The organism is Chromohalobacter sp. HP20-39 (assembly GCF_033052815.1).
In the GTDB taxonomy this organism is placed as follows: domain Bacteria; phylum Pseudomonadota; class Gammaproteobacteria; order Pseudomonadales; family Halomonadaceae; genus Chromohalobacter.
Genome location: NZ_JAWHTP010000010.1, coordinates 1 through 22,051 on the forward strand (window position 1 = coordinate 1; position 22,051 = coordinate 22,051).

Sequence of the window (22,051 nt, forward strand, 5' to 3'; positions counted from 1 at the left end):
GACCGGGCTGGCGCACCAGCTCGCGACCCTGAGGTCTGCCTGAACTTACGAAGAGGGAGTGGAGCGGGCAACGAGGCTCGAACTCGCGACCCTCAGCTTGGGAAGCTGATGCTCTACCAACTGAGCTATGCCCGCTCGACGCATGGATGTTAATCAAGCGCGCCAGGCCTTGGCAAGCCTGATCATGGAAGCGATCGATAAAAATACGCCAGGCGAGGGAACTTTTGTGCGCAGCGCGGTCTGAGTTAATGCAAGAAACGTGATTCCAGGCAGTCGCTAGGAAATGCGTTTTGAGCTTACTGTTCTCGATTGACCGCCGTGCCCTTGCACGGCGGTTTTTTATGCGCTGGTGTCGGTCTCAGCAGCGGCTGCGCATGGTCAACAGGGCGGCGAGAACCTCGCGACGGGTCACCAGGCCGAGGACGTGCCCGTCATCGACCACGGGATATACCTTGGGCCGTTCGCCGCGCATGGATTCGGCAAGATCGACGATGCTCTTGTCGGGCGTCACGGTCAGCACCGCTTCGCGCATCAATTCGCCCACCAATGCGGGTTGGCCGCAGTGATAGGCGCTATCGAGCAGTTGGCCGAGTACGTCCTGTTCCGAGATGAAGCCGATCAAATGGTCCTGTGCATCGACGACCGGCGCACCGGGCAGTCGGTGGCGCGCCAGGCCATCGGCGAGTGCCGAGATCGAAGTATTGGCGGTGACTCGGTAACCATCGCCTATCATGATATCGGCGACGACGGCGGGGGATGAACGCGACATGGCAGGCCTCCTGAAGACGACGGGCAGGATCGAGGAATAGCTCCTAGCCCTCTCGTCGAGGATAGCGCATTCTCACGGTGGCATTGCAGCGTGTAGCGGTTGTATAAACGATCAAGTGGCGGTTACTTGAAAGTTGCTCTCATGCCTTCATCTAAAAGGGATACGCTATAGTAATGGCTTGAGATAATGACACCGCGAATAAATAGTGCCAGCCATTGGCACGAGATGTGATAGAGAAAGTTCGGCTCTTCGGGAGGCAACATGAACGCACGCGATTACTTGGCCAAGCAGGGAATCGGCCTCGACAAGGAAGAGGACAAGCCGACGACCCTCGAAGAACAGGCTTGGGCACGAGCCCGGGGCGCGGCGAGCCATCGTCCGCGCAGTGGCACCCCGCATGATTGGGAAGACTGGGAGCGCCATCACGAGACGCTGGCCTCCGGTGCCGACAAGGTGCGCCAGAAGATCGACCCCGATGCCCATTCGCATGCGCCGGGAGTCGAATACTGCGATCCGCGCGGCAATCAATAGCACAAGCTATCGAGGTGCCGTGGCCTCGCGTATCATGCAGGCGGCGAGTACCGCCGGTGGGGACGCCCCACGCTACATTGAAAGACTCTGAAAGGACGCATTTACAAGGAGAGGATGCATGGACATTATCCGCATAATTCTGGCTATTTTGCTGCCGCCTCTGGGGGTCTTCCTGCAGGTCGGTTTTGGTCTGCATTTCTGGCTCAATATTCTGCTGACATTGTTGGGGTATATTCCCGGCATCATTCACGCTGTCTGGATCATCGCTACGCGTTGAAACTATGGGTCGTCGACGACCGCTGTCATCCGAGCAACGAGCCCGCCTAGGCGGGCTCGTCTTGTATGGTGGGGAGTAGTATGAGGTGGCTGGTTAAAAGATATGATAAAACTCCAACCATCGTTGACGTCGTTCTTGAGGATTCCATGCTGCGCAAGATTGCTCTGGCATTGTGCCTAGTCGTTATGAGCCCCGTGGCACTAGGAGTGAGCGTGGGAGTGCCGCAGGTCACCTCGTATCTCAATCAGCCCTTGCGCGCCGAACTGGTGCTGTCCGGTGTCGGCGATATCGATCCCCAGCGGCTCGAGGTGCGTCTGGCGGATGAAAACGCCTTCGAGGCGGCGGGGCTGGACGAGAGGGCACTCCAGATGCCGCTAGACGTCGAGCTGTCGCGCGATACCTCGCCGCCGCGCATCATGGTTAGCAGCGAGGCATCGTTGGAGCGCGCCTATCTTGAGTTATTGCTGGAGGTGTCATGGCCGCAAGGGCGTATCCAGCAGCCGGTGACATTGCTGCTCGATCCGCCTGGCTACGCCTTGGCGAGTGCTCCCGGTGCGTCGCAGACAGCGCAGGACGCCTCGACGCGGCAAGCCAATGCTTCGAGGTCTTCTCGCGCGAACTCTCAGCCCCAGTCGGAGGCGCCGCAGGGCGTTGTCGGGACGGTTCGCGAAGGTGCCGAGACCGAGACTTCGCGTCCTGCGTCGGGCGCCATTTCATCGATGCAGCGCGTAGGGGAAGCCGGTTCGCGGCGTGCGGCCGAGCTGGAAGCGGCACTGCAAGCGCTGCGCGTACGCCTGGCCTACGTCGAGCGAGAGCGTGATGCGCTGGCCGAACGCCTTGAAGCACTCTCGGCGCTACCGCCCGTTGATGTGACCGGCGTGGCGGCATTGCTGGCACAGACGGCGTCCGATACCCCGTCGGCGCCGTCCGGCGAGCAGGCAGCCTCAATCAGCGATGAGACGCCGCCGAACACTGCTCAGCGTGATGAAGCGTCGTCATCCTGGTTGGGGCCATTGCAGGCGGGGCTGCTGATCGTGCTGGCGGCATTGCTGGCGCTCTGGGGATGGCAGCGTTGGCGTACCGGCCGCGAAGCGATCTATCAGGATATGGCGGCGCGGTTGGGGACGACGCAGTCCGCCGCCAAAACGCGCCCGATTTTGAGCGACGATGATGTACCCGAGACGGCCACCATCGACGAGGCCGATATTTATATCGCTTATGGACGTTATGTCCAGGCGCGTGAATGGCTACAGGCGCGTCTGGCGGTACAGGAAAATGCCGAGTTACGTCTCAAATTGCTGTCGGTGTTGGGGGAGCTGGGTGAGCTCGATGCGTTGGAGCGGGAGGCCGAGCGCTTCGCGTCGTCGGTCAGTGATGAAACGCATCGCGAGGCCGATGCATTGGTGACGCATTATCGTCAAGTCGTCGCCACGCAAGCCGCGAGTGCGCCGCATGAGTCGGTGGCGTCTTCCCCCGAGGTGGATTCACTATTTGCAGGCGCCTCGGTGCCTGCCGACAGCGCCAAGTCCGAGACGCCCCATGATGAGCCGGACGAGGAGGCGGTAACGCCGGCCGCACGCCCCGACGAGGAGGCCACGCCGCTCGACTTCGACCCGCCCGAGGTTCCCGATGCGCCTGCACGCCTGGACTATCAGTTGCCCGAGGTGGAACCCTCGGCGGGGGCCAAGTCGTACGATGAGTCAAGTGAGTCATCACATGATGTTGCGCATTGGGAGGTCGAGGAAGTGGCGTTCGAACCCTCGCATCTGGATAATGGGCGCGCCGCCGAGGCGCCAGCCGACGCGCTGGAGAAGGCGCGGGGGTTGCTGGCCGCCGAGGGCGAAACCACGCAGGCCAAGGCATTGCTGCAAGTCGCCGCGCGCGCCGAGGACGATGGCGTGGCGCGCGAGGCCAGGGCGCTGATGCGTGAATACGACGGCGCCTGAGCGCTATATGCAGACGTTTGCACGACATACCCAAGACTCAACGTGACGGATATCGATGGCCTTCTTCGAATTCCAGGATGACCGCCAGCCGCTGGAAGGACGCATTGCTCTCGGTGTCGAGTACGATGGCAGTGCGTACTGTGGCTGGCAGCGCCTCACACAAGCGCCTTCGGTGCAGGCAGCGCTGGAAACCGCGCTTTCGAAGATCGCCAATACACCGGTGCAAGCGCTGTGCAGTGGGCGCACCGATACCGGTGTGCATGCCACGCGCCAGGTGGTGCACTTCGACGCACCGGTTCCCCGCACGCAAAAAGCCTGGCTGTTCGGCACCAATGCCAAATTGCCGCGCGATATTGCGGTGCGCTGGGTAGTGCCGGTCGCCGACGATTTTCATGCGCGGCTCTCGGCCTTGGCGCGGCGCTACCGCTACGTGATCCTCAATCAGCCATCGCGGCCGGTGCTCGAACGCGCCAATGCGACCTGGTGTCGTGAGCCGCTGGATGCCGAGCGCATGCATGCCGCTGCCCAGGCATTGATCGGTGAGCACGATTTTTCGAGTTTCCGTGCCGCGGGCTGTCAGTCGAAAAGCTCCCATCGTCATGTGCACTTCATCGAGGTACGACGCTATGGGCAAATGATCGTCATCGACATTCAGGCCAACGCGTTCTTGCATCACATGATCCGCAATATCGCCGGCGCGCTAGTGGCCGTTGGACGCGGCGATCATCCGACGACCTATCCAGGCGAGCTGTTGGCGCTGCGTGATCGAACGCAGGGCAATGTCACGGCGCCAGGCTGCGGACTGCACTTCGTCGACGTGTATTACGATGAGCGCTTCGAATTGCCACAAGAGCCGCTTGGCCCGAACTTGCTGGCATTTGTCGGGGAGTGGAGTGGCGAGCGTACGTTACCGGATAGCGAGTGGGCGCGTGCGCGTCGCCAGCGTCGCGTTTATCCGCCGCGTCGGGAGGTGTCATCATGAAGGCGTCGATGCAGCGCACGCGCGTCAAGATCTGCGGGCTGACGCGTGAGGAAGACATCCAGGCGGCCGTGGCGGCGGGCGCCGATGCGCTGGGCTTCGTGATGTGGCCGGGCAGTGCGCGGGCCATCGACGAAGCACGTCTGGCACGGCTATCGGCGTGTGTGCCGCCCTTCGTTACGCGAGTGGGGTTGTTCGTCGATCAGTCGGAGGACGAGATCCGGCGTTGCGCGCGGTATCTGGATTTGGTGCAGTTCCACGGCGACGAGACCGCCGAGGCGTGTGCGCAGCTGGATATCCCCTGGATTAAGGCCTTGCGCATGCGTGACGGGCTCGACTTGCACGCCGAGGCGGCGCGTTATGCCGGCGCGCGTGCCTTGTTGCTGGATGCTTACCGCCCCGGCATGCCGGGAGGAACGGGCGAGGTCTTCGACTGGTCACGAATCCCCGCAAACCTGGCAAAACCTGTTATTCTCGCGGGAGGCTTGACGGCAACCAATGTTGCCGAAGCCATTCAGCGGGTGCGGCCCTATGCCGTCGACGTCTCGGGAGGCGTCGAGGCGGCCAAGGGTGTCAAGGACCCCGCGAGCATCCGGGCATTTCTGTCCCAAGTGTTCCATACCCAAGCCCCATAGAGGTGTCATTCGTGACCAAGTTCAGCGACCTGACCCGACTGCCGGACGCCCAAGGCCATTTTGGTCCTTACGGTGGCCGGTTCGTCTCGGAGACTCTGAGCTTCGCCCTGGAAGAGCTGGAGAAGGCTTACTTGAGCCTTCGCGACGATGCCGATTTCCAGGCCGAATTCGACCGTGACCTGGCCCATTACGTGGGCCGCCCGTCTCCGCTGTACCACGCTGAACGATGGTCCGAGAAGATCGGTGGCGCGCAGATCTGGCTCAAGCGCGAAGACCTCAACCACACCGGCGCTCACAAGGTGAACAACACCATCGGCCAGGCGTTGCTCGCCAAGAAGAGTGGCAAGCCGCGCGTCATCGCCGAGACCGGTGCCGGCCAGCACGGCGTGGCCACTGCCACCGTGGCGGCGCGATTAGGCCTCAAGTGCGAGATTTACATGGGGGCCGAGGACGTCGAGCGTCAAAAGCTCAACGTTTATCGCATGCGCCTGTTGGGGGCCGAGGTGCACCCGGTCGAGTCCGGGTCGCGAACCCTCAAGGATGCCATGAACGAGGCGCTGCGGGACTGGGTTACCAATGTCGACGATACCTTCTATATCATCGGCACCGTGGCGGGGCCGCATCCCTACCCCGCCATGGTGCGCGATTTTACTTCTGTAATTGGTCGCGAGGCGCGTGAGCAGAGTCTGGCGCAGATCGGTCGCCTGCCCGATGCCTTGGTGGCCTGCGTGGGAGGAGGTTCCAACGCCATCGGCCTTTTCTATCCATTCCTCGAGGATGATGAGGTGGCTATGGTCGGTGTCGAGGCCGGTGGCGATGGTGTCGAAACTGGACGTCACGCCGCGCCGTTGACTGCCAATGCGCCCAGCGGCGTGCTACATGGCAACCGTACCTACCTGATGTCCGACGCGAGCGGTCAGGTGTCGGATACACACTCGATCTCCGCCGGTCTCGACTATCCGGGCGTCGGCCCCGAGCACGCACTGTGGAAGGATGTCGGTCGCGTCAGCTACGTGGCCGCCAACGACGATGCGGTGCTCGAGGCGTTTCGCGAGTTGACCCGCATCGAGGGCATCATGCCCGCGCTGGAATCCGCTCATGCGCTGGCCCATGCCAAGGTGATGGCGGCCTCCATGCGCCCCGATCAGCACATCGTCGTCAATCTTTCCGGGCGCGGTGACAAGGATATTCACACGGTGGCCAAGCTCGACGGTCTGGAATTTTGAGCATGACTATGAATCGTATCGATCAACGTTTCGCGGCGCTCAAGGCCCAGTCGCGCCGCGCCTTGATTCCGTATATCACCGCCGGCGACCCCGCGCCGCAGTATACCGTTGGTTTCATGCATGCCTGCGTCGAGGCGGGCGCAGACGTGTTGGAACTGGGCGTGCCGTTTTCCGATCCCATGGCCGATGGGCCGGTGATTCAGAAGGCTTGTGAACGCGCGCTCAAGCATGGGACGCGCTTGGTCGACGTGCTCGACATGGTCGCGTCGTTTCGCGAGACTGACCAGACAACGCCGGTGGTGTTGATGGGATATCTCAATCCCGTGGAGCGCATGGGCTACGAGGTGTTCGCGCAGCGTGCGCGCGAGGCGGGTGTCGACGGCGTGTTGATGGTCGACATGCCGCCGGAGGAGGGGGCGGCGGTCGCGCCGTTGTTCGCCGAGCACGGTCTGCAGTCGATCTTCTTGTTGGCCCCTACCACCTCGCCCTCGCGGGCCGCTACAATATGTGCGCACGGCGAAGGTTATTTGTACTATGTATCGCTAAAGGGTGTGACCGGCGCCGCATCATTGGATGTCGAGGCCGTGGCGCGGCAACTGGCGCCGCTTCGCGAGATGACCGCTCTGCCGTTATGTGTCGGCTTCGGTATTCGCGATGGTGAGACCGCTGCGGCGGTCGGCCAGGTAGCCGATGGTGTCATCGTCGGCAGTGCACTGGTGTCGCGTATCGCCGAAAATGCGGAACGACCCGAGGCCATACCGGCGGCGCTCAAGGCTGTACTTGGCGATATGCGCGATGCGCTGGATCGCTGAGGTGGCCATGCGAGCCCCCATTATTCGCTGCATTGGGCCACGCACGTGGCTCGATGCGTCAGACAAGCAACACGGAAGCGTCTCAGAACCATGAGCTGGCTAGACAAAATTGTGCCGTCGATGAGCCGTATCCAGCGAACCGATCGCCGGAAAAGCGTGCCGGATGGCCTGTGGCGTAAGTGCCCCAACTGCGAGGCGGTGCTCTATCTTCCCGAGCTGGAGCGCCATCAGAGCGTGTGCCCCAAGTGCGATCATCATCTGCGCCTGACGGCACGCAAACGACTCAACTGGTTTTTGGATACGGAAGGCCGTGAAGAAATCGCTGCCGACCTGCAGCCCAGCGATCGACTCAAGTTCCGCGACTCCAAGAAGTACAAGGATCGCTTGGCGGCAGCCCAGAAAGCCACTGACGAAAACGATGCCTTGATCGCCATGCGCGGTAAGCTCGACGGTCTGCCAGTGGTCGCGGTAGCGTTTGAATTCAGCTTCATGGGGGGGTCCATGGGGGCCGTGGTGGGCGAGAAATTCGTACGTGCCGCGACCCAGGCGCTGGAAGAAGGCGTGCCGTTGGTCTGTTTCGCCGCGTCCGGCGGTGCTCGTATGCAGGAAGCGCTGTTCTCGCTGATGCAGATGGCCAAGACATCCGCCGCCTTGGAAAAACTCAAGCAGGCCGGTGTGCCCTACATTTCGGTATTGACCGACCCTGTTTTCGGTGGGGTTTCCGCGTCGCTAGCAATGCTGGGCGATATCAATGTCGCCGAGCCCAACGCTTTGATCGGGTTCGCCGGGCCGCGTGTCATCGAGCAGACCGTGCGCGAGCAACTGCCGGAAGGCTTCCAGCGCAGCGAGTTCCTGCTCGAGCACGGCACCGTGGACATGATCGTGCATCGTCAGGACATGCGCGAGCGTCTGGTCGGGGTGATGCGCAAGTTGACGCATCAGCCACGTCCCGGCCAGGACAGCGAGGCCGAAGAAGCGCCGACCCAGTCTACCTTGGACGAGTTTTCCCAGGCCGATCACTGAATGGCTGACGCGACCACTCTGGAAGATTGGCTGGCGCGTCTCGAGCGCCAGCACCCCGTCGCCATCGATATGGGACTCGAGCGGGTCACTGCGGTCGCTGCGCGCCTGGGGCTCAAGGCCAGGGCGCTGGCGGGGCGTGTCATCACCGTGGCCGGCACCAATGGCAAGGGCTCGACCGTGGCCATGCTCGATGCGCTGGCGCGCGAGCATGGCTGGCGCAGTGCCGCATATACATCGCCGCATCTACAGCGTTACAACGAACGCCTGTGCTTCGACGGCCAAGAGGTCGATGATGCTTCTTTGATCGAGGCCTTCGAGGCCGTCGACGCGGCGCGCCTTGCGGATGAAGAGGTCAGCCTGACGTACTTCGAAGTTGGCACTCTGGCCGCCTTGTGGCTAATCGCGCGCCAGCAACCCGACATCGCGCTGCTTGAAGTAGGGCTGGGTGGCCGGTTGGACGCGGTCAACGTCATCGATCCGGACGTGGCGGTGGTCACTACCGTGGCCCAAGATCACGCCGCCTTTCTGGGCACCCATCTCGAGACCATCGGTCAGGAAAAAGCCGGCATCATGCGCTCGGAGCGTCCGGCGGTGCTGGGGAGTACCGCCTTACCGGCGAGTGTACGCCAGCATGCCGAGAGCCTGGCGGCGCCGGTCTTCGCGCTGGGTGAGCATTTTGGCTGGCATGCCGCTGCTGATGGTTGGCAGTGGCATGGCGAACACGCCACGGGCGAGGTCCTGTCGTTGCATGGGCTTCCCGCCCTCAGCCTACCGTTGGACAACGCCGCGACGGCATTGCAGGCATTGACGCTTGCCGGTATGTCTCTGGAGGAACCGGCATGCCAGCGGGCGTTTGGCCGAGCCGCCCTGGCCGGGCGGCTGCAATGGCAGGGCCCTTGGTGTCTGGATGTCGGCCATAATCCGCATGCCGCCGCTTATGTCGCCACCTACTTGGCGCAGCGCCCGCCGCGCGGACGACGTTTTTGTCTGCTGGGCATGCTGGCCGACAAGGACGCCAAGGGCGTGATCGAGGCGCTGGCGCCGCAGGTCGACGCCTGGGTGCCGGTGTCGTTGAGCGGTGACCGCGCGCGTGATGCCGAACAGTTGGCCTCCTTTCTGAAAGCGTGCGACGCGCAGGTGCTGCATTGCGCAGCGTCGCCGGATGCTGGTGTGCGCTGGCTTCACGCCAATATGGATAATGGCGACGAGGTGCTGGTCTGCGGCTCGTTCTGGACCGTCGCCGAGGCTTTGGCCACCCTGGAAATACTCGGGGTGATGGCGAGCCCAAGGAGTGTGTCATGAAATATGGAATGCGTGAGCGTATTAGTGGCGCGATCATCCTCGTCGCGTTGGCGGTGATTTTCCTTCCTATGCTGTTCGATGAGCCGACCCCGCGTGGCGAGCGCCCTGAGCCGGTACTGACCATCGAGCAGCCGATTCCTGTGGATCAGCGCGAGGTTGACGCCCCCGAGCCGCCCGCCAATCTCGAGGGCACGACGGGCGATGACCGGGTTGTCGAACCGGCGACCGAGTACCAGCTCGGTCAACCCGACGCCGATGGTTCTACACAACCCGGGTCTTCGCAGCCAGCGGCGTCCGGTAATGGTGAAGCATCCGGCGATGCGGGGGCAGAGAATGACGATCCCATTGCCGCGATCGTCGAGCAGTCTTCTTCGTCGCAATCGCAAGAGGAAGCCGACAGTGAGGCATCTTCGGCGTCCGCTGACACCGAGCCGCAAGGCGACTGGGTGGTCCAGGTCGGCAGCTTCGGGCAGCCTGGCAATGCCACTCGGCTCGTCGAAGAGCTCAAGTCACAAGGTTTCGAGGCTTATAAACGCCCTCGGGATAATGATCTGACGACGGTTTACGTCGGCCCGTTCGCGTCATCCGAGGCAGGCGAACGCGTACGCACCGAGCTCAAGGAAAAGGTCAATATCCAGGGGCTCTTGATTCGCGTCCAGGAGGAGTGATGACGCTGACCTGGCTTGACTGGGCTTTCCTGGTGGTGCTGACCGTTTCCATGTTGGCCGGTTTCATGCGAGGTCTGGTACGCGAAGCGTTGGGATTGGCCGCCTGGGTGGCGGCTTTGTTGGGGGCGCGTATGTTCGCCCCGGCGGTGGCCGAGATGCTGGCCCCCTATATCGATCATCCCGACATACGCCTGGTGCTGGGCTTCGTACTGGTCATTTTCGTGATCGTCATGCTCTGTGGGTTCTTGATTCGCATGATCAATGCCGCCATCGAATGGGTGGGCATGGGCTTTTTCAACCGTGTTGCCGGGGCGGCGTTCGGCGCTGCGCGAGGCGCCCTGATTCTGGTGCTGGCGACGGTCATCTTGACGTTGACGCCCTTGTCGGGGATCGCTGCATGGAAGAATGCGCAGCTGCGCCCGGCCTTCGAGCAGTTACGCGACTGGTCGGTGGACCGCCTGGAAGCGTGGGAAATCGATACTTCGGGCGCCGAACGTGCCTTGCGCGACACGGGCCGTGAAGCAGTCGGAAAAGCGCTGGAAACGTCGCCCGAGGCACCTGCATCGAACGCGTCATCGGATACGAAGGCGCCCTGAAGGCGCCTTGATGCATGACAGGCTTCAACCGCGAACGGCGCTCATCGCAGCCGTTCGCTACTCTCATGGCAAGCGAGGAAAGGCACAATGTGCGGTATCGTGGGCCTCATGGCCAATCAGGCGGTCAATCAGTCGCTGTATGACGCGCTGACAGTGCTCCAACACCGTGGCCAGGATGCCGCCGGGATGATGACATGGCATGAGGGACGCTTCCTGCTGCGCAAGAGCAATGGCTTGGTGCGTGATGTGTTCCATACGCGCCACATGACGCGTCTGCGCGGCAATATGGGGATTGGGCATATTCGTTACCCGACCGCCGGCTCGTCGAGCGAAGCGGAGTCGCAGCCATTTTACGTCAACTCGCCTTACGGTATTTCGCTGGCACACAATGGCAACCTGACCAACTCCGAACAGCTCAAGCGCGAACTGTTCTTCTCCGATCTGCGTCACATCAATACCAGCTCCGATTCCGAGGTCTTGCTCAATGTGTTCGCGCACGAGTTGGGCAAGCAGGGGCACCATCTCTCTCCGGATGACATCTTCGATGCCGTACGTCGCGTGCATCGTCGCTGCCAGGGCGGTTATGCCGCCGTGGCGTTCATCAATGGCTTCGGCATGGTGGCGTTTCGCGATCCCCACGGCATTCGCCCGGTGGTTTATGGCACCCGCGACAGCGATGATGGCCAAGAGGTAATGATCGCTTCCGAGTCGGTGGCCCTGGACGTCGGCGGCTTCGAGCTGTGCCGCGACTTGGCGCCGGGCGAGGCGATCTTCATCGAGACCGAGGGCAATCGGGTGCATACCCAGCAGTGTGCCGATCGCCCACAGTTGACGCCGTGCATCTTCGAGCATGTCTATCTGGCGCGCCCCGACTCGATCCTCGATGGCGCCTATGTCTACGGCACGCGCATGGAGATGGGGCGCAAGCTGGGCGATTGCATCCAGCGTGACTGGCCGGAGCATGACATCGACGTGGTGATCCCGATCCCTGATACCTCGCGGACCTCGGCGCTGGAGTTGGCTCAGCATCTGGGGGTGACGTATCGCGAAGGCTTCATGAAGAATCGCTATATCGGACGGACCTTCATCATGCCAGGGCAGACGCAGCGCAAGAAATCGGTACGTCAGAAGCTCAATGCCATCGACGTCGAGTTCGCCGGCAAGAACGTACTGCTGGTCGATGATTCCATCGTGCGCGGTACCACGTGTAAACAGATCATCCAGATGGCCCGCGAAGCTGGCGCGCGTAAGGTCTATTTCGCCTCCGCCGCGCCGCCGGTGCGCTATCCCAATGTCTACGGTATCGATATGCCGGTGGCGTCGGAATTGATCGCCCATGGGCGCAGTGAAGAGGAAGTCGGGGAACTGATCGGCGCCGATCGCATCGTCTATCAGAAACTCGAAGACCTCAAGGCGGCATGTCGCGATGTCAATCCCTCGCTCGAGGAGTTCGACTGCTCGGTGTTCGATGGCGAGTACGTGACCGGCGATATCGATGCCGCCTATCTGGCCGATCTCGAGGCCGCGCGTAACGATGTGGCCAAACATCAGGACAATACGGTGCATGCCGTGGTCGACCTGCACAACGATGTCGAAGAAGAAGACTGAGGTGGTGAGACATGCATGATGATCATGACGACGCCTTCGCGCTCGACACGCTGGCGATCCGTGCCGGCCACGACCGCACGCACGAGCAGGAACATGGCGAGCCGATCTTCCCCACGTCGAGCTTCGTCTATGGCAGTGCCGCCGAGGCGGCACGCAAGTTCTCCGGGGAAGAACCGGGTAACATCTATTCGCGTTTCACCAACCCCACGGTGCGCACCTTCGAGCAACGCCTGGCGGCGCTCGAGGGGGGGGAGCAGTGCGTGGCTACCAGCTCCGGCATGGCGGCGATTCTCTCCACGACGCTAGCCTTCTTGCAGGCCGGCGACGAAATCGTCGCCTCGCGTTCGTTGTTCGGTTCCACGGTCAGCCTGTTCGACAAGTATCTCGGCAAATTGGGCATCGTGACCCGCTACGTGGAACTGGGCGACCTGGATGCCTGGCAGGCCGCGATCACGTCGCAGACGCGCTTATTGTTCGCCGAGACGCCTTCCAATCCGCTTTCCGAGGTAGTGGATATAACCGCATTGGCTGACTTGGCGCATCGCCATGGCGCCTGGCTGGCTATCGATAACTGCTTCCTGACCCCGGTGTTGCAGCGCCCACTGGATCTGGGCGCCGACCTCGTGATTCATTCGGCGACCAAGTATCTGGACGGCCAGGGGCGTGCCATCGGCGGTGCCGTGGTGGGACCCGAGGAGATGCTCAAGGAGCTGGTGGGTGTCGTACGCACCTGTGGCCCTTGTATGAGTCCCTTCAATGCCTGGATCTTCCTCAAGGGGCTGGAAACGCTGGGACTGCGCATGAAGGCGCATTGCGAGAATACCCTGGCCCTGGCGCAGTGGCTGGAGGCGCAGCCGGAAATCGCCCGCGTGCATTACAGCGGTCTGGAAAGTCATCCGCAGCATGCGCTGGCCAAGCAACAACAACGTGGCTTCGGCGCCGTACTAGGCGTGGAGGTGAAGGGGAGCCGCGACGGTGCCTGGGCGCTTATCGACAATTCACGCCTGATGTCGATCACCGGCAACCTGGGGGATGTGAAAACCACCGTCACGCATCCGGCAACGACGACGCACGCACGCTTGAGTGACGCGCAGAAGGCTGCTTCGGGGATCAGTGAAGGTTTGGTGCGTATCGCCGTAGGGCTGGAAGCGCTGGACGACCTCAAGCGCGATATTCGACGTGGACTCGACACACTCGGCTGAGCTGCATCGCCGCGTGCCGCTTCGCTTGGCATGTTGTTCGAATGACGCCTCGCCCTCTTCGGGCGAGGCGTTTTTCATGAGGCGTTTTTCATGAGGCGTTTTTCATGGAGAACGGCCGGGTGCCAGGCTATCGACGATGTGTCGATAGCTGTCGAATCGTGAAGCAAGAATTTCGCCGCGTTCCACGGCCTCACGCAAGGCGCATCCCGGCTCCTGGCGGTGATGACAATCGCGAAATCGGCAATGGCCCAGGTAGGGCTGGAATTCGATGAAGCCGCGTTCCACGTCGTGCTCGTCAAGATGGACGAGGCCGAATTCGCGAATGCCCGGCGAGTCGATCAGCTCACCGCCTGCCGGCAGGTGATAGAGCGTGGCCGTGGTAGTGGTGTGCGTACCCTTGCGGGAGTCCGCCGATAGCGCGCCGACCCGCAATTGCCTGTCGGGCAGCAGACGGTCGATCAAGGATGACTTGCCGACCCCGCTTTGGCCCACGAACACCGAGGTGCGTTCGGTGAGGCAGGCATGCAGCGCGTCGAGACCGTTCTCGCACTGGGTAGAGGCGCTGACCACGGGGTATCCCAGTTCGCGATAGCGTGCCAGCAGAGTACGCAACTCGCCGCCCTCGTCGGGCAGAAGGTCTGTCTTGTTGAGCACCAGCACCGGGGGGATGCCGGTGGCTTCGGCGGCGACGAGATAGCGATCGATGAGGTTGGGGTGGGGGGCAGGCTCCACGGCGAAGACGATGAGAATCTGCGCGATGTTGGCGGCCACGGGCTTGAGCTGGCCGCGCGCGTCGGGACGCTCGAGCACGCTACGGCGTGGCTGGCGCGCGACGACCACGCCACTGCCGTCGCTCGCCGTACGCCATACCACATCGTCGCCGGTGACCAGTCCCTCGAGATTGGCACGCAGGTGACAGCGATGGCGTTGGAGGTCGCCATGTTCGTCCTCGGCTTCCACCTCCAGAGTGCGTCCGAAATGCGCAGTGACGCGTCCTAGACGTTCGGGGCCGTAATCGCCGGCCTCGAGCGCGCTGTCGTCACGCTGGGTGCGGCGTTCGGCACGCTCGGCGCGCTGGGCTTGAATCTTTTCGACCCGCCAACGTTGCTGGCGGCTGAGTTTGCGTTTGCTCATGCGCTCTCGAGACAGGGTACAATGGCGGTCATTGTAGCGTTCATTGCGCCATGCTGTCCCTAGGCATGGCGCCCCGATGGAGACCCCTTATGGCAAGTGATACACCGCAAGCCCCGCGTAACGACCTGCTGATCTGGATCGACCTGGAAATGACCGGGCTCGACCCCGCCCGCGAGCGCATCATCGAGGTCGCGACGTTGATCACCGATAGCGATCTGAACCTGATCGCCGAAGGGCCGGTGATGGCGGTGCATCAGCCGGACGCCCTGCTCGAGGCGATGGACGAGTGGAATACGCGCACGCATGGCGACTCGGGGCTGACGCAACGCGTTCGCGAGAGTCGCATTGATACTGCTGAGGCCGAGCGTCAGACGCTGGCGTTTCTCAAGACGTATGTGGCGCCGAACAGCTCGCCGATGTGCGGCAATAGCGTGCATCAGGATCGTCGTTTCATGTTGCGGGAAATGCCTGAACTGGCCGAGTTCTTCCACTACCGCAATCTCGATGTCTCGACGCTCAAGGAACTGGCCAAGCGCTGGAACCCGCAGGCCCTGGCAGGCTTCGAGAAGCGCAATACGCACCAGGCGCTGGACGATATCCGCGAGTCGCTGGCCGAGCTGGCGCATTATCGCAAGACGTTTCTGCGCGTCTGAGCAGGCTGTTGGCTAGGCCTCGATTTGACTGACGATGACTTGCTCGCGCTTCTGGCGTTGCTGTTCGAGCCCCCAGCGCACGTGTTCGCGGACCAGGTCCGAGGGGTAGGCCAGACGCGCGCGCAAGGCGCCTTCGACGCGTTCGCTCCAGGGCGCGTTGCCCAGGCCGATGGCCAGGTTGCGCAGCCAGCGCTCGTAGCCGATGCGACGAATGGCGCTGCCTTCGGTGCGCATTAGAAACTCTTCCTCGCTCCAGGCGAAAAGGCGGATGAGCGAGGCGCGGTCGAGATCATGGCGCGGCGCGAAGTCTTCTTCCTGCGAGGCGCGCGTGAAACGCGTGAAGGGGCATACCAGTTGGCAATCGTCGCAGCCGTATACGCGGTTACCCATCGCCTTGCGGTATTCTTCGGGAATCGAACCGGCGAGTTCGATGGTCAGATACGAGATGCAGCGCCGCGAGTCGATGACTTTGTCGTCGACGATGGCGCCTGTCGGGCAAGCCGTCTGACAGCTCGAGCACTTCCCGCAATGCTCGCTCTCGAAGGGCGCGTCCACTGGCAGTGGTAGATCGGTGTATAGCTCGCCGAGAAAGAACAGCGAACCGGCCTGGGGGTTGAGCAGCATGGCATTCTTGCCGAACCAGCCGAGGCCGGCTTTCTGCGCCAGGGCACGCTCCATGACCGGGGCTGAATCGACGAAGGCACGGTAGCCGTAAGCGCCGACTTCGTCCTCGATACGCTTGGCCAGGGTGGTGAGGCGTTTGCGAATCAGCTTGTGGTAGTCGCGTCCCAGCGCATAGCGTGAAACATAGGCGCGCTCGGGTTGTCCGAGCACCTTGGTGGTTTCCACCTCGGGGGGCAGGTAGTCCATGCGCACGCTGATGACGCGCAAAGTGCCGGGTATCAGTTCCTCGGGCCGCGTGCGCTTGTGGCCATGTTTGGCCATGAAGTGCATTTCGCCGTGGTAGCCGGCCGCGAGCCAACGCTCGAGATAGCGCTCATGCGCCTCGAGGTCGGTGTCGGTGATACCAACCTGCTGGAAGCCGAGTTCGCGCCCCCAGGTATGGATGCGATCGGCCAGCGCGGCGTAATCGATGGGCGAAGATGAGGACATGACGAGACCCCCGTGAAGCGAGGGCGCCACCCTAGCGCAATCGTGACGTGGAATAAATGCTTGTCGTCGGCGAGCAGAAGACAGGAGACAGTCATGACAACGACATGCAGAGTGCCACATCCCTTGTATGGCGCTGATCAGGTCCAGGCTCTGGATCGGCGGCTCATTGACGAAGGCGTGGTGGGATTCGACTTGATGCAGCGTGCCGCGCAGGCGGCGTATGCTGCCTTACGCTCGCATTGGCCGGAAGCGCATCGCCTGAGCATTTTGTGTGGCGGTGGCAACAACGCCGGCGATGGCTATGTGATGGCGGCGCTGGCGGCGGGCGATGGCCTCGACGTGCAGCTCGTCGCCTTGCGCGATCCCGCGACGTTGGGCGGCGACGCAGCCCGTGCCTATGAAATGGCCTGGCAGGCGGGACTGGATGTCATCGAATGGCGACCTGAGACGGTGATCAACGGCGATGTTGTGATCGACGCGCTGCTGGGGACCGGGGCGACGGGGGAGGTCCGGGAACCGCTGCGTAGTGCCATCGAGATGCTTAACGCGGCGCCGCGTCCGGTACTGGCGGTGGATGTGCCGTCGGGGCTTTCGGCACAAACCGGCAGCGTGGGTGGCGTAGCGGTGCGGGCCAGCCTGACGGTGACGTTCCTTGCCGATAAATTTGGCTTGCATACCGGCGCCAGCGCGGATCATGTCGGTGAGCTGCGTGTCGAGACGCTGGGCGTGACGCCTCAGGCACATGATGATCTCGTGCCGCTGGGCGAGCTGCAGTCGGCCGACATATTGCAACAGGCGCTCCCGCCTCGGCCACGAGGCAGCCATAAGGGCGATTTCGGGCATGTGCTGGTGATCGGCGGCGGTGCCGGTTTCGGGGGGGCGGCGTTGATGGCTAGCGAGGCCGCGCTGCGAAGCGGGGCGGGAAAGGTTAGTCTGGCCACCGCTGCCGCGCATGTCGCGGCGAGCTTGGTACGTAGTCCGGAAGTCATGGTGCGCGGCGTGGAAGGTGCCGAGGATATCCACGAACTGCTCGGTCAGGCCAATGCCTTGGTGGTCGGGCCGGGTCTCGGGCGTCAGGGGTGGGGGCACGAACTGTGGCAAGCGGCGCTCGCCGCAGGCGTGCCTAGTGTGCTCGACGCCGATGCGCTCAACTGGCTAGCCGAGAAAGCGACTCGTCGCGACGATTGGGTGTTGACTCCGCATCCCGGCGAAGCGGCACGTTTGCTGGGTGTCTCCAGTGCCGAGATTCAGGCCGACCGGCGTGCGGCGGCGCTGGCGTTGCATGAGCGCTATGGGGGAACGGTGGTGCTCAAGGGCGCAGGCACCTTGGTGGCCGACGCGCACGGCGTCACCGTGTGTCCGTATGGCAACCCGGGTATGGCGAGCGGCGGCATGGGTGATGTGCTCTCCGGGATCGTCGGGGCCTTGTTGGCACAGGGCCAAACGCCGGCTGAAGCGGCGCGGCATGGCGTCTTGGTGCATGCTCTGGCCGGTGATGCGGCGGCGCGAGATGGGGGCGAGCGTGGTCTGGTCGCCACGGATCTGGCATCCTATGCGCGCGCGATTGCCAATCCGCGCCCCTCTGATGCCATGCGATAACGCGAGATGCCACGATAGATGCAACGTTTTCTGCCCAATGAAACCGCCCATGTCGCTTTCGGTGAAGCGCTGGGGCATGCTCTGGATGGTCACGGCCAAGTACATCTGGAGGGAGAGCTGGGTGCCGGCAAAACGACGCTGACGCGCGGCATCTTGCGTGCTTATGGCCATGAGGGGGCCGTCAAGAGTCCCACTTATACATTGGTGGAGCCGTACATGCTGGGCGGGCGCCGTCTCTATCATTTCGATCTCTACCGACTGGGCGACCCCGAAGAGCTCGAGTTCATGGGCGCACGCGACATGCTCGGCGAGGACGGCTTGAGCCTGATCGAATGGCCTTCCCGAGGCGCTGGCTGGTTGCCCCGAGCCGATCTCGTGGTACGTCTGGCTCTGGAAGGCGAAGGCCGCCAAGTGACGCTCGAAGGGCTCAGTCCGCACGGTCAGGCCGTGATTTCTGCATTATGTGCCACTCGTCAGGACAAGGAAGCCGACGCTTGAAGCCGTTCAACGATCAGCCCGGGCAGATGCGATGCCGTGTGAGTGCCGTGCAGATAGTCATACGCCTTGCCATGTTGGTAGTGCTCGCGATGAGCTATGCAGCGCCTGCCCAGGCTGCCGATGTCGAAAACATCCGGCTCTGGGAAGCGCCTGACCACGTCCGCGTGGTTTTTGATCTGTCCGGCAAGGTGGAAAGCTCTATCTTCATGCTCAACGATCCACGTCGTCTGGTCGTTGACTTGAAAGATACGAAGCTGGCAGTCGACCCCGACGAGATCGAGCTAGGCGATAGCGCCGTGAGTGAGCTGCGTACTGGCATTCGTGATGGAGATGACTTGCGTGTGGTGTTTGACCTCAATCGCAAGGTCGTTCCTCACCATTTCATGCTGCCACCTGCTGGGCAGTATGGTCATCGTCTGGTGATCGATCTCGATTACCCGGGAGAGAGTGCGCTTAAAAAGCCGATCGATCCCATCGCGGCGATGATTCGCGAGCAGGAAATGAGCGCCGAGCGGGCCTTGGCCAAGGCGAAAGCAGAAGGGAAAAACCCCGCTAAGGTCCTTGCTCGTCAGGATAGCAAAGCCAAGCCACACCCCAAGCGAGACATCATCATAGCCGTCGATGCGGGGCATGGCGGGGAAGACCCCGGTGCGGTCGGGCCGCATGGCACCTATGAGAAGGATGTGGTGCTGGCCATCGCGCGCAAACTGAATGCAAAGCTCAACGACACGCCGGGGTTCAAGGCATTTCTTACTCGGGACGGAGATTATTATGTCGGTCTGCGCCAGCGCACCGTGTTGGCGCGTAAGCAAAAAGCCGATTTCTTCGTATCGATACATGCCGATGCGGTCAAGAGCCGTGGCCCCAGCGGGAGTTCCGTCTACGCGCTATCCCAGAACGGCGCGACGTCGGAGACGGCGCGTTGGTTGGCCAAGACGGAGAATCGCTCCGACCTGATCGGCGGCGTCAATGGACGTCTCGACCTTTCCGACAAGGATGAAGTGTTGCGCGGTGTCTTGCTCGACTTGACCATGACCGCGACGATGAACGATTCCCTGAGTACTGGCGGTCAAGTGCTCGATCAGCTGGCACAAGTCAATGAACTGCATAAGTCTCAGGTTGAACAGGCGGGTTTCGTGGTTCTCAAGTCACCGGATATCCCGTCGCTGCTGGTGGAGACGGGGTTCATTTCCAATCCCGCAGAGGAAAGACGGCTTCAGTCATCGATGTTTCAAGCGAAAATAGCGGATGCTATCGGCGACGGCATTATCGCGCATTTTCGCCAACAGCCGCCGCCCAGCAGTTTGTTGGCGTGGCAGCAAGATCAAGAACGCGGTGAAGGACCGAGCGAATATCGTGTGCGGAAGGGCGATACTCTGTCGGAAGTCGCCTCACGCTACGACGTGACGATGCTGGCTCTCAAGCAGGCCAATGACCTCAGTGGCGATATACTGCGTGTGGGCCAGGTACTGAAGATTCCTCAGTCGTGAGCGCGGACATGACGTTGGTCCTGTTCACGAGGCACAATAGTCGTCATGACTGAATCTCGACGTATTCATATTCTTGATCCCCGGCTCGCCAACCAGATCGCGGCCGGCGAGGTCGTCGAACGGCCGGCTTCGGTATTGAAAGAGCTGGCCGAGAACGCCATCGATGCCGGCAGCCGGCGCATCGAGATCGATCTCGAGGCCGGCGGTGCCCGCTTGATTCGTGTGCGTGACGATGGTCGCGGCATCGCCGAGGACGATCTGCCGTTGGCGCTGTCACGGCATGCCACCAGCAAGATCGCCTCGCTTGACGATCTCGAAGGCGTGGATAGCCTCGGCTTTCGTGGCGAGGCGCTGGCCTCGATCAGCTCGGTCTCGCGGCTCGAGCTCGTTTCCAATACGCAGGATGAGCCGAGCGAGGGCTGGCGGGTGGTCGCCGAAGGACGCCAGATGGAGCCACGCGTGAGTCCCGCGCCACATCCACGCGGCAGCTCGGTCGTGGTTCGCGACCTGTTCTTCAATACGCCTGCACGACGCAAGTTTCTGCGTACCGAGAAGACTGAATTCGGCCATGTCGAAGAGACGTTCCGCCGGCTGGTGCTATCGCGTTATGACATTGCTTGGGTGCTGCGCCATAACCAGAAGGTCGTGCATCAGTTGCGGGCCGGCAATGAGCCGGCGGCGATGGAACGGCGCGTCGGGGCACTGCTGGGGCGCAATTTCCTCGACAATGCCCTGCACGTGGATATCGAAGCGACCGGTTTGCGTCTGTGGGGCTGGGTCGGGCTGCCGACGCACTCCCGTGCACAGTCGGACCAGCAGTACTTCTTCGTCAATGGCCGCGTGGTGCGTGATCGTCTGGTCGCTCATGCCGTGCGCCAGGCCTATCGCGATGTGCTGTTTCATGGGCGCCACCCGGTTTTCGTGCTTTATCTGGAGCTCGATCCGCATGTGGTCGATGTCAACGTGCACCCCACCAAGCATGAAGTCCGCTTCCGCGATGGGCGTCTCGTGCATGACTTCTTGTTCTCGAGCCTGCACCGTGCGCTGGCCGATGTCCGCCCCAATGAGTCCGGTACTTCCGGCGCGGCGGCCGAGAGCGCTGATGACGCGGCGCCGGCTTCGGAAGTATCGGCTTCCGACGGGCATGAACAACCGCGCTGGCAGCAGCAGGGCATGGCGCTGGGCGCCGATCAGGAGCGTCCCGCGGCTCATCGCGTGCGCGAGTTCATGGCCGGTTACCAGGCACTGCATCCCGAGCATGAAGAACAGCTGTTAACGCCGCAGCCGCAACGCATCGAGCCAGGGGCATCGCCGACAAATGAGTCTGACGTCCAGGCGCGGACGATGCCCGAAGCCGATGCAACCCAGGCGCCGCCACTGGGATATGCGGTGGCGCAGTTGCATGGCGTCTACATCCTCTCGCAGACCACACGAGGCTTGGTCGTGGTCGACATGCATGCCGCGCATGAGCGCATCACCTACGAGCGCATGAAGCAGCAAGTACATGGCGACGGACAGGCCCTGGGGCGGTTGCAGACACAGCCGCTGCTGGTGCCGATGTCACTGGCGGTCAGTGTCCGTGAGGTGGAAACTGCCGAGCGCGAGCGGGATACCTTCGAGCGCCTGGGCGTGGAGCTGGATGTTGCCGGGCCGGAAACGCTGCTCGTGCGTCGGGTACCGGTGCTGCTCGACAATGCCGATGTCGAATCGCTGATTCACGACATGCTGGGCGATCTCGAGCGGTTCGGCCGTTCGGACAGAGTCGAAGCACATATCAATGAATTGCTTGCCAGCATGTCGTGCCATGGCAGTGTGCGGGCCAACCGCCGGCTGACGGTGCCCGAAATGAATGCCTTGCTGCGCGACATGGAGCGCACCGAGCGTAGCGGACAGTGTAATCACGGCCGTCCGACCTGGACCGAGATGTCGATGCACGAGCTGGATAAGCTGTTTCTTCGTGGCCAGTAATGCAGGTCACCGACCGTTTTCA

At 62.4% G+C, this 22,051-nt stretch carries 21 protein-coding genes and 1 tRNA gene; 18 read left to right on the top strand and 4 right to left on the bottom strand.

What is annotated here, in order from left to right; all coding sequences use genetic code 11:
* Positions 1-59: 59 nt before the first annotated feature.
* A tRNA-Gly gene (locus tag RVY79_RS15045) sits at positions 60-135 on the bottom strand.
* 223 nt (positions 136-358) lie between these two features.
* Complete coding sequence (locus tag RVY79_RS15050) at positions 359-769, bottom strand: CBS domain-containing protein (RefSeq protein WP_317465214.1); 411 nt, start codon at positions 767-769, stop codon at positions 359-361.
* A 261-nt stretch (positions 770-1,030) separates the two neighbouring features.
* Between RVY79_RS15050 and RVY79_RS15055 the strand changes: the two genes are divergently transcribed.
* From RVY79_RS15055 to RVY79_RS15115, 13 genes are all read left to right on the top strand, one after another.
* Positions 1,031-1,300 carry a hypothetical protein gene (locus RVY79_RS15055; RefSeq protein ID WP_317465215.1) on the top strand — a complete coding sequence of 90 codons (270 nt, stop codon included), beginning with the start codon at positions 1,031-1,033 and terminating at the stop codon, positions 1,298-1,300.
* A gap of 118 nt (positions 1,301-1,418) precedes the next feature.
* Positions 1,419-1,577, top strand: a complete 159-nt coding sequence (locus RVY79_RS15060) for a YqaE/Pmp3 family membrane protein (RefSeq protein WP_040244018.1) — start codon at positions 1,419-1,421, stop codon at positions 1,575-1,577.
* A gap of 146 nt (positions 1,578-1,723) precedes the next feature.
* Complete coding sequence (locus RVY79_RS15065; protein WP_317465216.1) at positions 1,724-3,523, top strand: hypothetical protein; 1,800 nt, start codon at positions 1,724-1,726, stop codon at positions 3,521-3,523.
* Positions 3,524-3,578: 55 nt separating this feature from the next.
* Positions 3,579-4,505 carry a tRNA pseudouridine(38-40) synthase TruA gene (gene truA, locus RVY79_RS15070; protein ID WP_317465217.1) on the top strand — a complete coding sequence of 309 codons (927 nt, stop codon included), beginning with the start codon at positions 3,579-3,581 and terminating at the stop codon, positions 4,503-4,505.
* Complete coding sequence (locus RVY79_RS15075) at positions 4,502-5,137, top strand: phosphoribosylanthranilate isomerase (RefSeq protein ID WP_317465219.1); 636 nt, start codon at positions 4,502-4,504, stop codon at positions 5,135-5,137. Before truA ends, RVY79_RS15075 begins: the two co-directional genes overlap by 4 nt.
* An 11-nt stretch (positions 5,138-5,148) precedes the next feature.
* The gene (trpB, locus tag RVY79_RS15080; RefSeq protein WP_317465220.1) at positions 5,149-6,363 is read left to right on the top strand and encodes a tryptophan synthase subunit beta; all 1,215 of its coding nucleotides are present in this window, start codon (positions 5,149-5,151) and stop codon (positions 6,361-6,363) included.
* A gap of 8 nt (positions 6,364-6,371) precedes the next feature.
* Positions 6,372-7,175 (top strand): tryptophan synthase subunit alpha, encoded by an 804-nt coding sequence (gene trpA, locus RVY79_RS15085; RefSeq protein WP_317465333.1) that lies wholly within the window; start codon positions 6,372-6,374, stop codon positions 7,173-7,175.
* A gap of 90 nt (positions 7,176-7,265) precedes the next feature.
* Entirely contained in the window at positions 7,266-8,198 is a 933-nt protein-coding gene (gene accD, locus RVY79_RS15090) for an acetyl-CoA carboxylase, carboxyltransferase subunit beta (RefSeq protein ID WP_317465221.1), read from the top strand.
* The gene (folC, locus tag RVY79_RS15095) at positions 8,199-9,500 is read left to right on the top strand and encodes a bifunctional tetrahydrofolate synthase/dihydrofolate synthase (RefSeq protein WP_317465222.1); all 1,302 of its coding nucleotides are present in this window, start codon (positions 8,199-8,201) and stop codon (positions 9,498-9,500) included.
* Positions 9,497-10,168: an SPOR domain-containing protein gene (locus RVY79_RS15100; protein WP_317465224.1), complete on the top strand. Its 672-nt coding sequence runs from the start codon at positions 9,497-9,499 to the stop codon at positions 10,166-10,168. Before folC ends, RVY79_RS15100 begins: the two co-directional genes overlap by 4 nt.
* The gene (locus RVY79_RS15105) at positions 10,168-10,764 is read left to right on the top strand and encodes a CvpA family protein (RefSeq protein WP_317465225.1); all 597 of its coding nucleotides are present in this window, start codon (positions 10,168-10,170) and stop codon (positions 10,762-10,764) included. The genes RVY79_RS15100 and RVY79_RS15105 overlap by 1 nt, the downstream gene beginning before the upstream one ends.
* A gap of 87 nt (positions 10,765-10,851) precedes the next feature.
* Positions 10,852-12,372 (top strand): amidophosphoribosyltransferase, encoded by a 1,521-nt coding sequence (gene purF, locus RVY79_RS15110; RefSeq protein ID WP_317465226.1) that lies wholly within the window; start codon positions 10,852-10,854, stop codon positions 12,370-12,372.
* An 11-nt stretch (positions 12,373-12,383) separates the two neighbouring features.
* Positions 12,384-13,574 (top strand): O-succinylhomoserine sulfhydrylase, encoded by a 1,191-nt coding sequence (locus tag RVY79_RS15115; protein WP_317465228.1) that lies wholly within the window; start codon positions 12,384-12,386, stop codon positions 13,572-13,574.
* Between the two features lie 102 nt (positions 13,575-13,676).
* On the opposite strand, the gene rsgA is transcribed toward RVY79_RS15115, so the two are convergent.
* Positions 13,677-14,708, bottom strand: coding sequence for a small ribosomal subunit biogenesis GTPase RsgA (rsgA, locus tag RVY79_RS15120; RefSeq protein WP_317465229.1), 1,032 nt, complete (start codon positions 14,706-14,708; stop codon positions 13,677-13,679).
* 89 nt (positions 14,709-14,797) lie between these two features.
* Between rsgA and orn the strand changes: the two genes are divergently transcribed.
* Positions 14,798-15,361, top strand: coding sequence for an oligoribonuclease (gene orn, locus RVY79_RS15125; protein WP_317465230.1), 564 nt, complete (start codon positions 14,798-14,800; stop codon positions 15,359-15,361).
* Between the two features lie 12 nt (positions 15,362-15,373).
* On the opposite strand, the gene queG is transcribed toward orn, so the two are convergent.
* Positions 15,374-16,474, bottom strand: coding sequence for a tRNA epoxyqueuosine(34) reductase QueG (gene queG, locus RVY79_RS15130; protein ID WP_317465231.1), 1,101 nt, complete (start codon positions 16,472-16,474; stop codon positions 15,374-15,376).
* Between the two features lie 93 nt (positions 16,475-16,567).
* On the opposite strand from queG, the gene RVY79_RS15135 reads away from it, so the two are divergent.
* The 4 genes from RVY79_RS15135 to mutL all read left to right on the top strand — a co-directional run bounded on the left by RVY79_RS15135 (position 16,568) and on the right by mutL (position 22,029).
* Entirely contained in the window at positions 16,568-18,073 is a 1,506-nt protein-coding gene (locus RVY79_RS15135; protein WP_317465233.1) for an NAD(P)H-hydrate dehydratase, read from the top strand.
* A gap of 18 nt (positions 18,074-18,091) precedes the next feature.
* Entirely contained in the window at positions 18,092-18,571 is a 480-nt protein-coding gene (tsaE, locus tag RVY79_RS15140) for a tRNA (adenosine(37)-N6)-threonylcarbamoyltransferase complex ATPase subunit type 1 TsaE (RefSeq protein ID WP_317465235.1), read from the top strand.
* A gap of 71 nt (positions 18,572-18,642) precedes the next feature.
* Positions 18,643-20,061, top strand: a complete 1,419-nt coding sequence (locus tag RVY79_RS15145) for an N-acetylmuramoyl-L-alanine amidase (protein WP_317465334.1) — start codon at positions 18,643-18,645, stop codon at positions 20,059-20,061.
* A 45-nt stretch (positions 20,062-20,106) separates the two neighbouring features.
* Positions 20,107-22,029 carry a DNA mismatch repair endonuclease MutL gene (gene mutL / locus RVY79_RS15150; protein WP_317465237.1) on the top strand — a complete coding sequence of 641 codons (1,923 nt, stop codon included), beginning with the start codon at positions 20,107-20,109 and terminating at the stop codon, positions 22,027-22,029.
* Positions 22,030-22,051 lie beyond the last annotated feature (22 nt).

Coding starts and splice junctions, on each gene's coding strand:
- RVY79_RS15060 (WP_040244018.1), top strand. CDS start 1,419: ATGGACATTATCCGCATAATTCTGGCTATTTTGCTGCCGCCTCTGGGG.
- RVY79_RS15115 (WP_317465228.1), top strand. CDS start 12,384: ATGCATGATGATCATGACGACGCCTTCGCGCTCGACACGCTGGCGATC.
- purF (WP_317465226.1), top strand. CDS start 10,852: ATGTGCGGTATCGTGGGCCTCATGGCCAATCAGGCGGTCAATCAGTCG.
- accD (WP_317465221.1), top strand. CDS start 7,266: ATGAGCTGGCTAGACAAAATTGTGCCGTCGATGAGCCGTATCCAGCGA.
- rsgA (WP_317465229.1), bottom strand. CDS start 14,708: ATGAGCAAACGCAAACTCAGCCGCCAGCAACGTTGGCGGGTCGAAAAG.
- folC (WP_317465222.1), top strand. CDS start 8,199: ATGGCTGACGCGACCACTCTGGAAGATTGGCTGGCGCGTCTCGAGCGC.
- RVY79_RS15135 (WP_317465233.1), top strand. CDS start 16,568: ATGACAACGACATGCAGAGTGCCACATCCCTTGTATGGCGCTGATCAG.
- RVY79_RS15100 (WP_317465224.1), top strand. CDS start 9,497: ATGAAATATGGAATGCGTGAGCGTATTAGTGGCGCGATCATCCTCGTC.
- truA (WP_317465217.1), top strand. CDS start 3,579: ATGGCCTTCTTCGAATTCCAGGATGACCGCCAGCCGCTGGAAGGACGC.
- trpA (WP_317465333.1), top strand. CDS start 6,372: ATGAATCGTATCGATCAACGTTTCGCGGCGCTCAAGGCCCAGTCGCGC.
- queG (WP_317465231.1), bottom strand. CDS start 16,474: ATGTCCTCATCTTCGCCCATCGATTACGCCGCGCTGGCCGATCGCATC.
- mutL (WP_317465237.1), top strand. CDS start 20,107: ATGACTGAATCTCGACGTATTCATATTCTTGATCCCCGGCTCGCCAAC.
- RVY79_RS15105 (WP_317465225.1), top strand. CDS start 10,168: ATGACGCTGACCTGGCTTGACTGGGCTTTCCTGGTGGTGCTGACCGTT.
- orn (WP_317465230.1), top strand. CDS start 14,798: ATGGCAAGTGATACACCGCAAGCCCCGCGTAACGACCTGCTGATCTGG.
- RVY79_RS15145 (WP_317465334.1), top strand. CDS start 18,643: ATGTTGGTAGTGCTCGCGATGAGCTATGCAGCGCCTGCCCAGGCTGCC.
- RVY79_RS15075 (WP_317465219.1), top strand. CDS start 4,502: ATGAAGGCGTCGATGCAGCGCACGCGCGTCAAGATCTGCGGGCTGACG.
- RVY79_RS15055 (WP_317465215.1), top strand. CDS start 1,031: ATGAACGCACGCGATTACTTGGCCAAGCAGGGAATCGGCCTCGACAAG.
- RVY79_RS15050 (WP_317465214.1), bottom strand. CDS start 769: ATGTCGCGTTCATCCCCCGCCGTCGTCGCCGATATCATGATAGGCGAT.
- RVY79_RS15065 (WP_317465216.1), top strand. CDS start 1,724: ATGCTGCGCAAGATTGCTCTGGCATTGTGCCTAGTCGTTATGAGCCCC.
- tsaE (WP_317465235.1), top strand. CDS start 18,092: ATGCAACGTTTTCTGCCCAATGAAACCGCCCATGTCGCTTTCGGTGAA.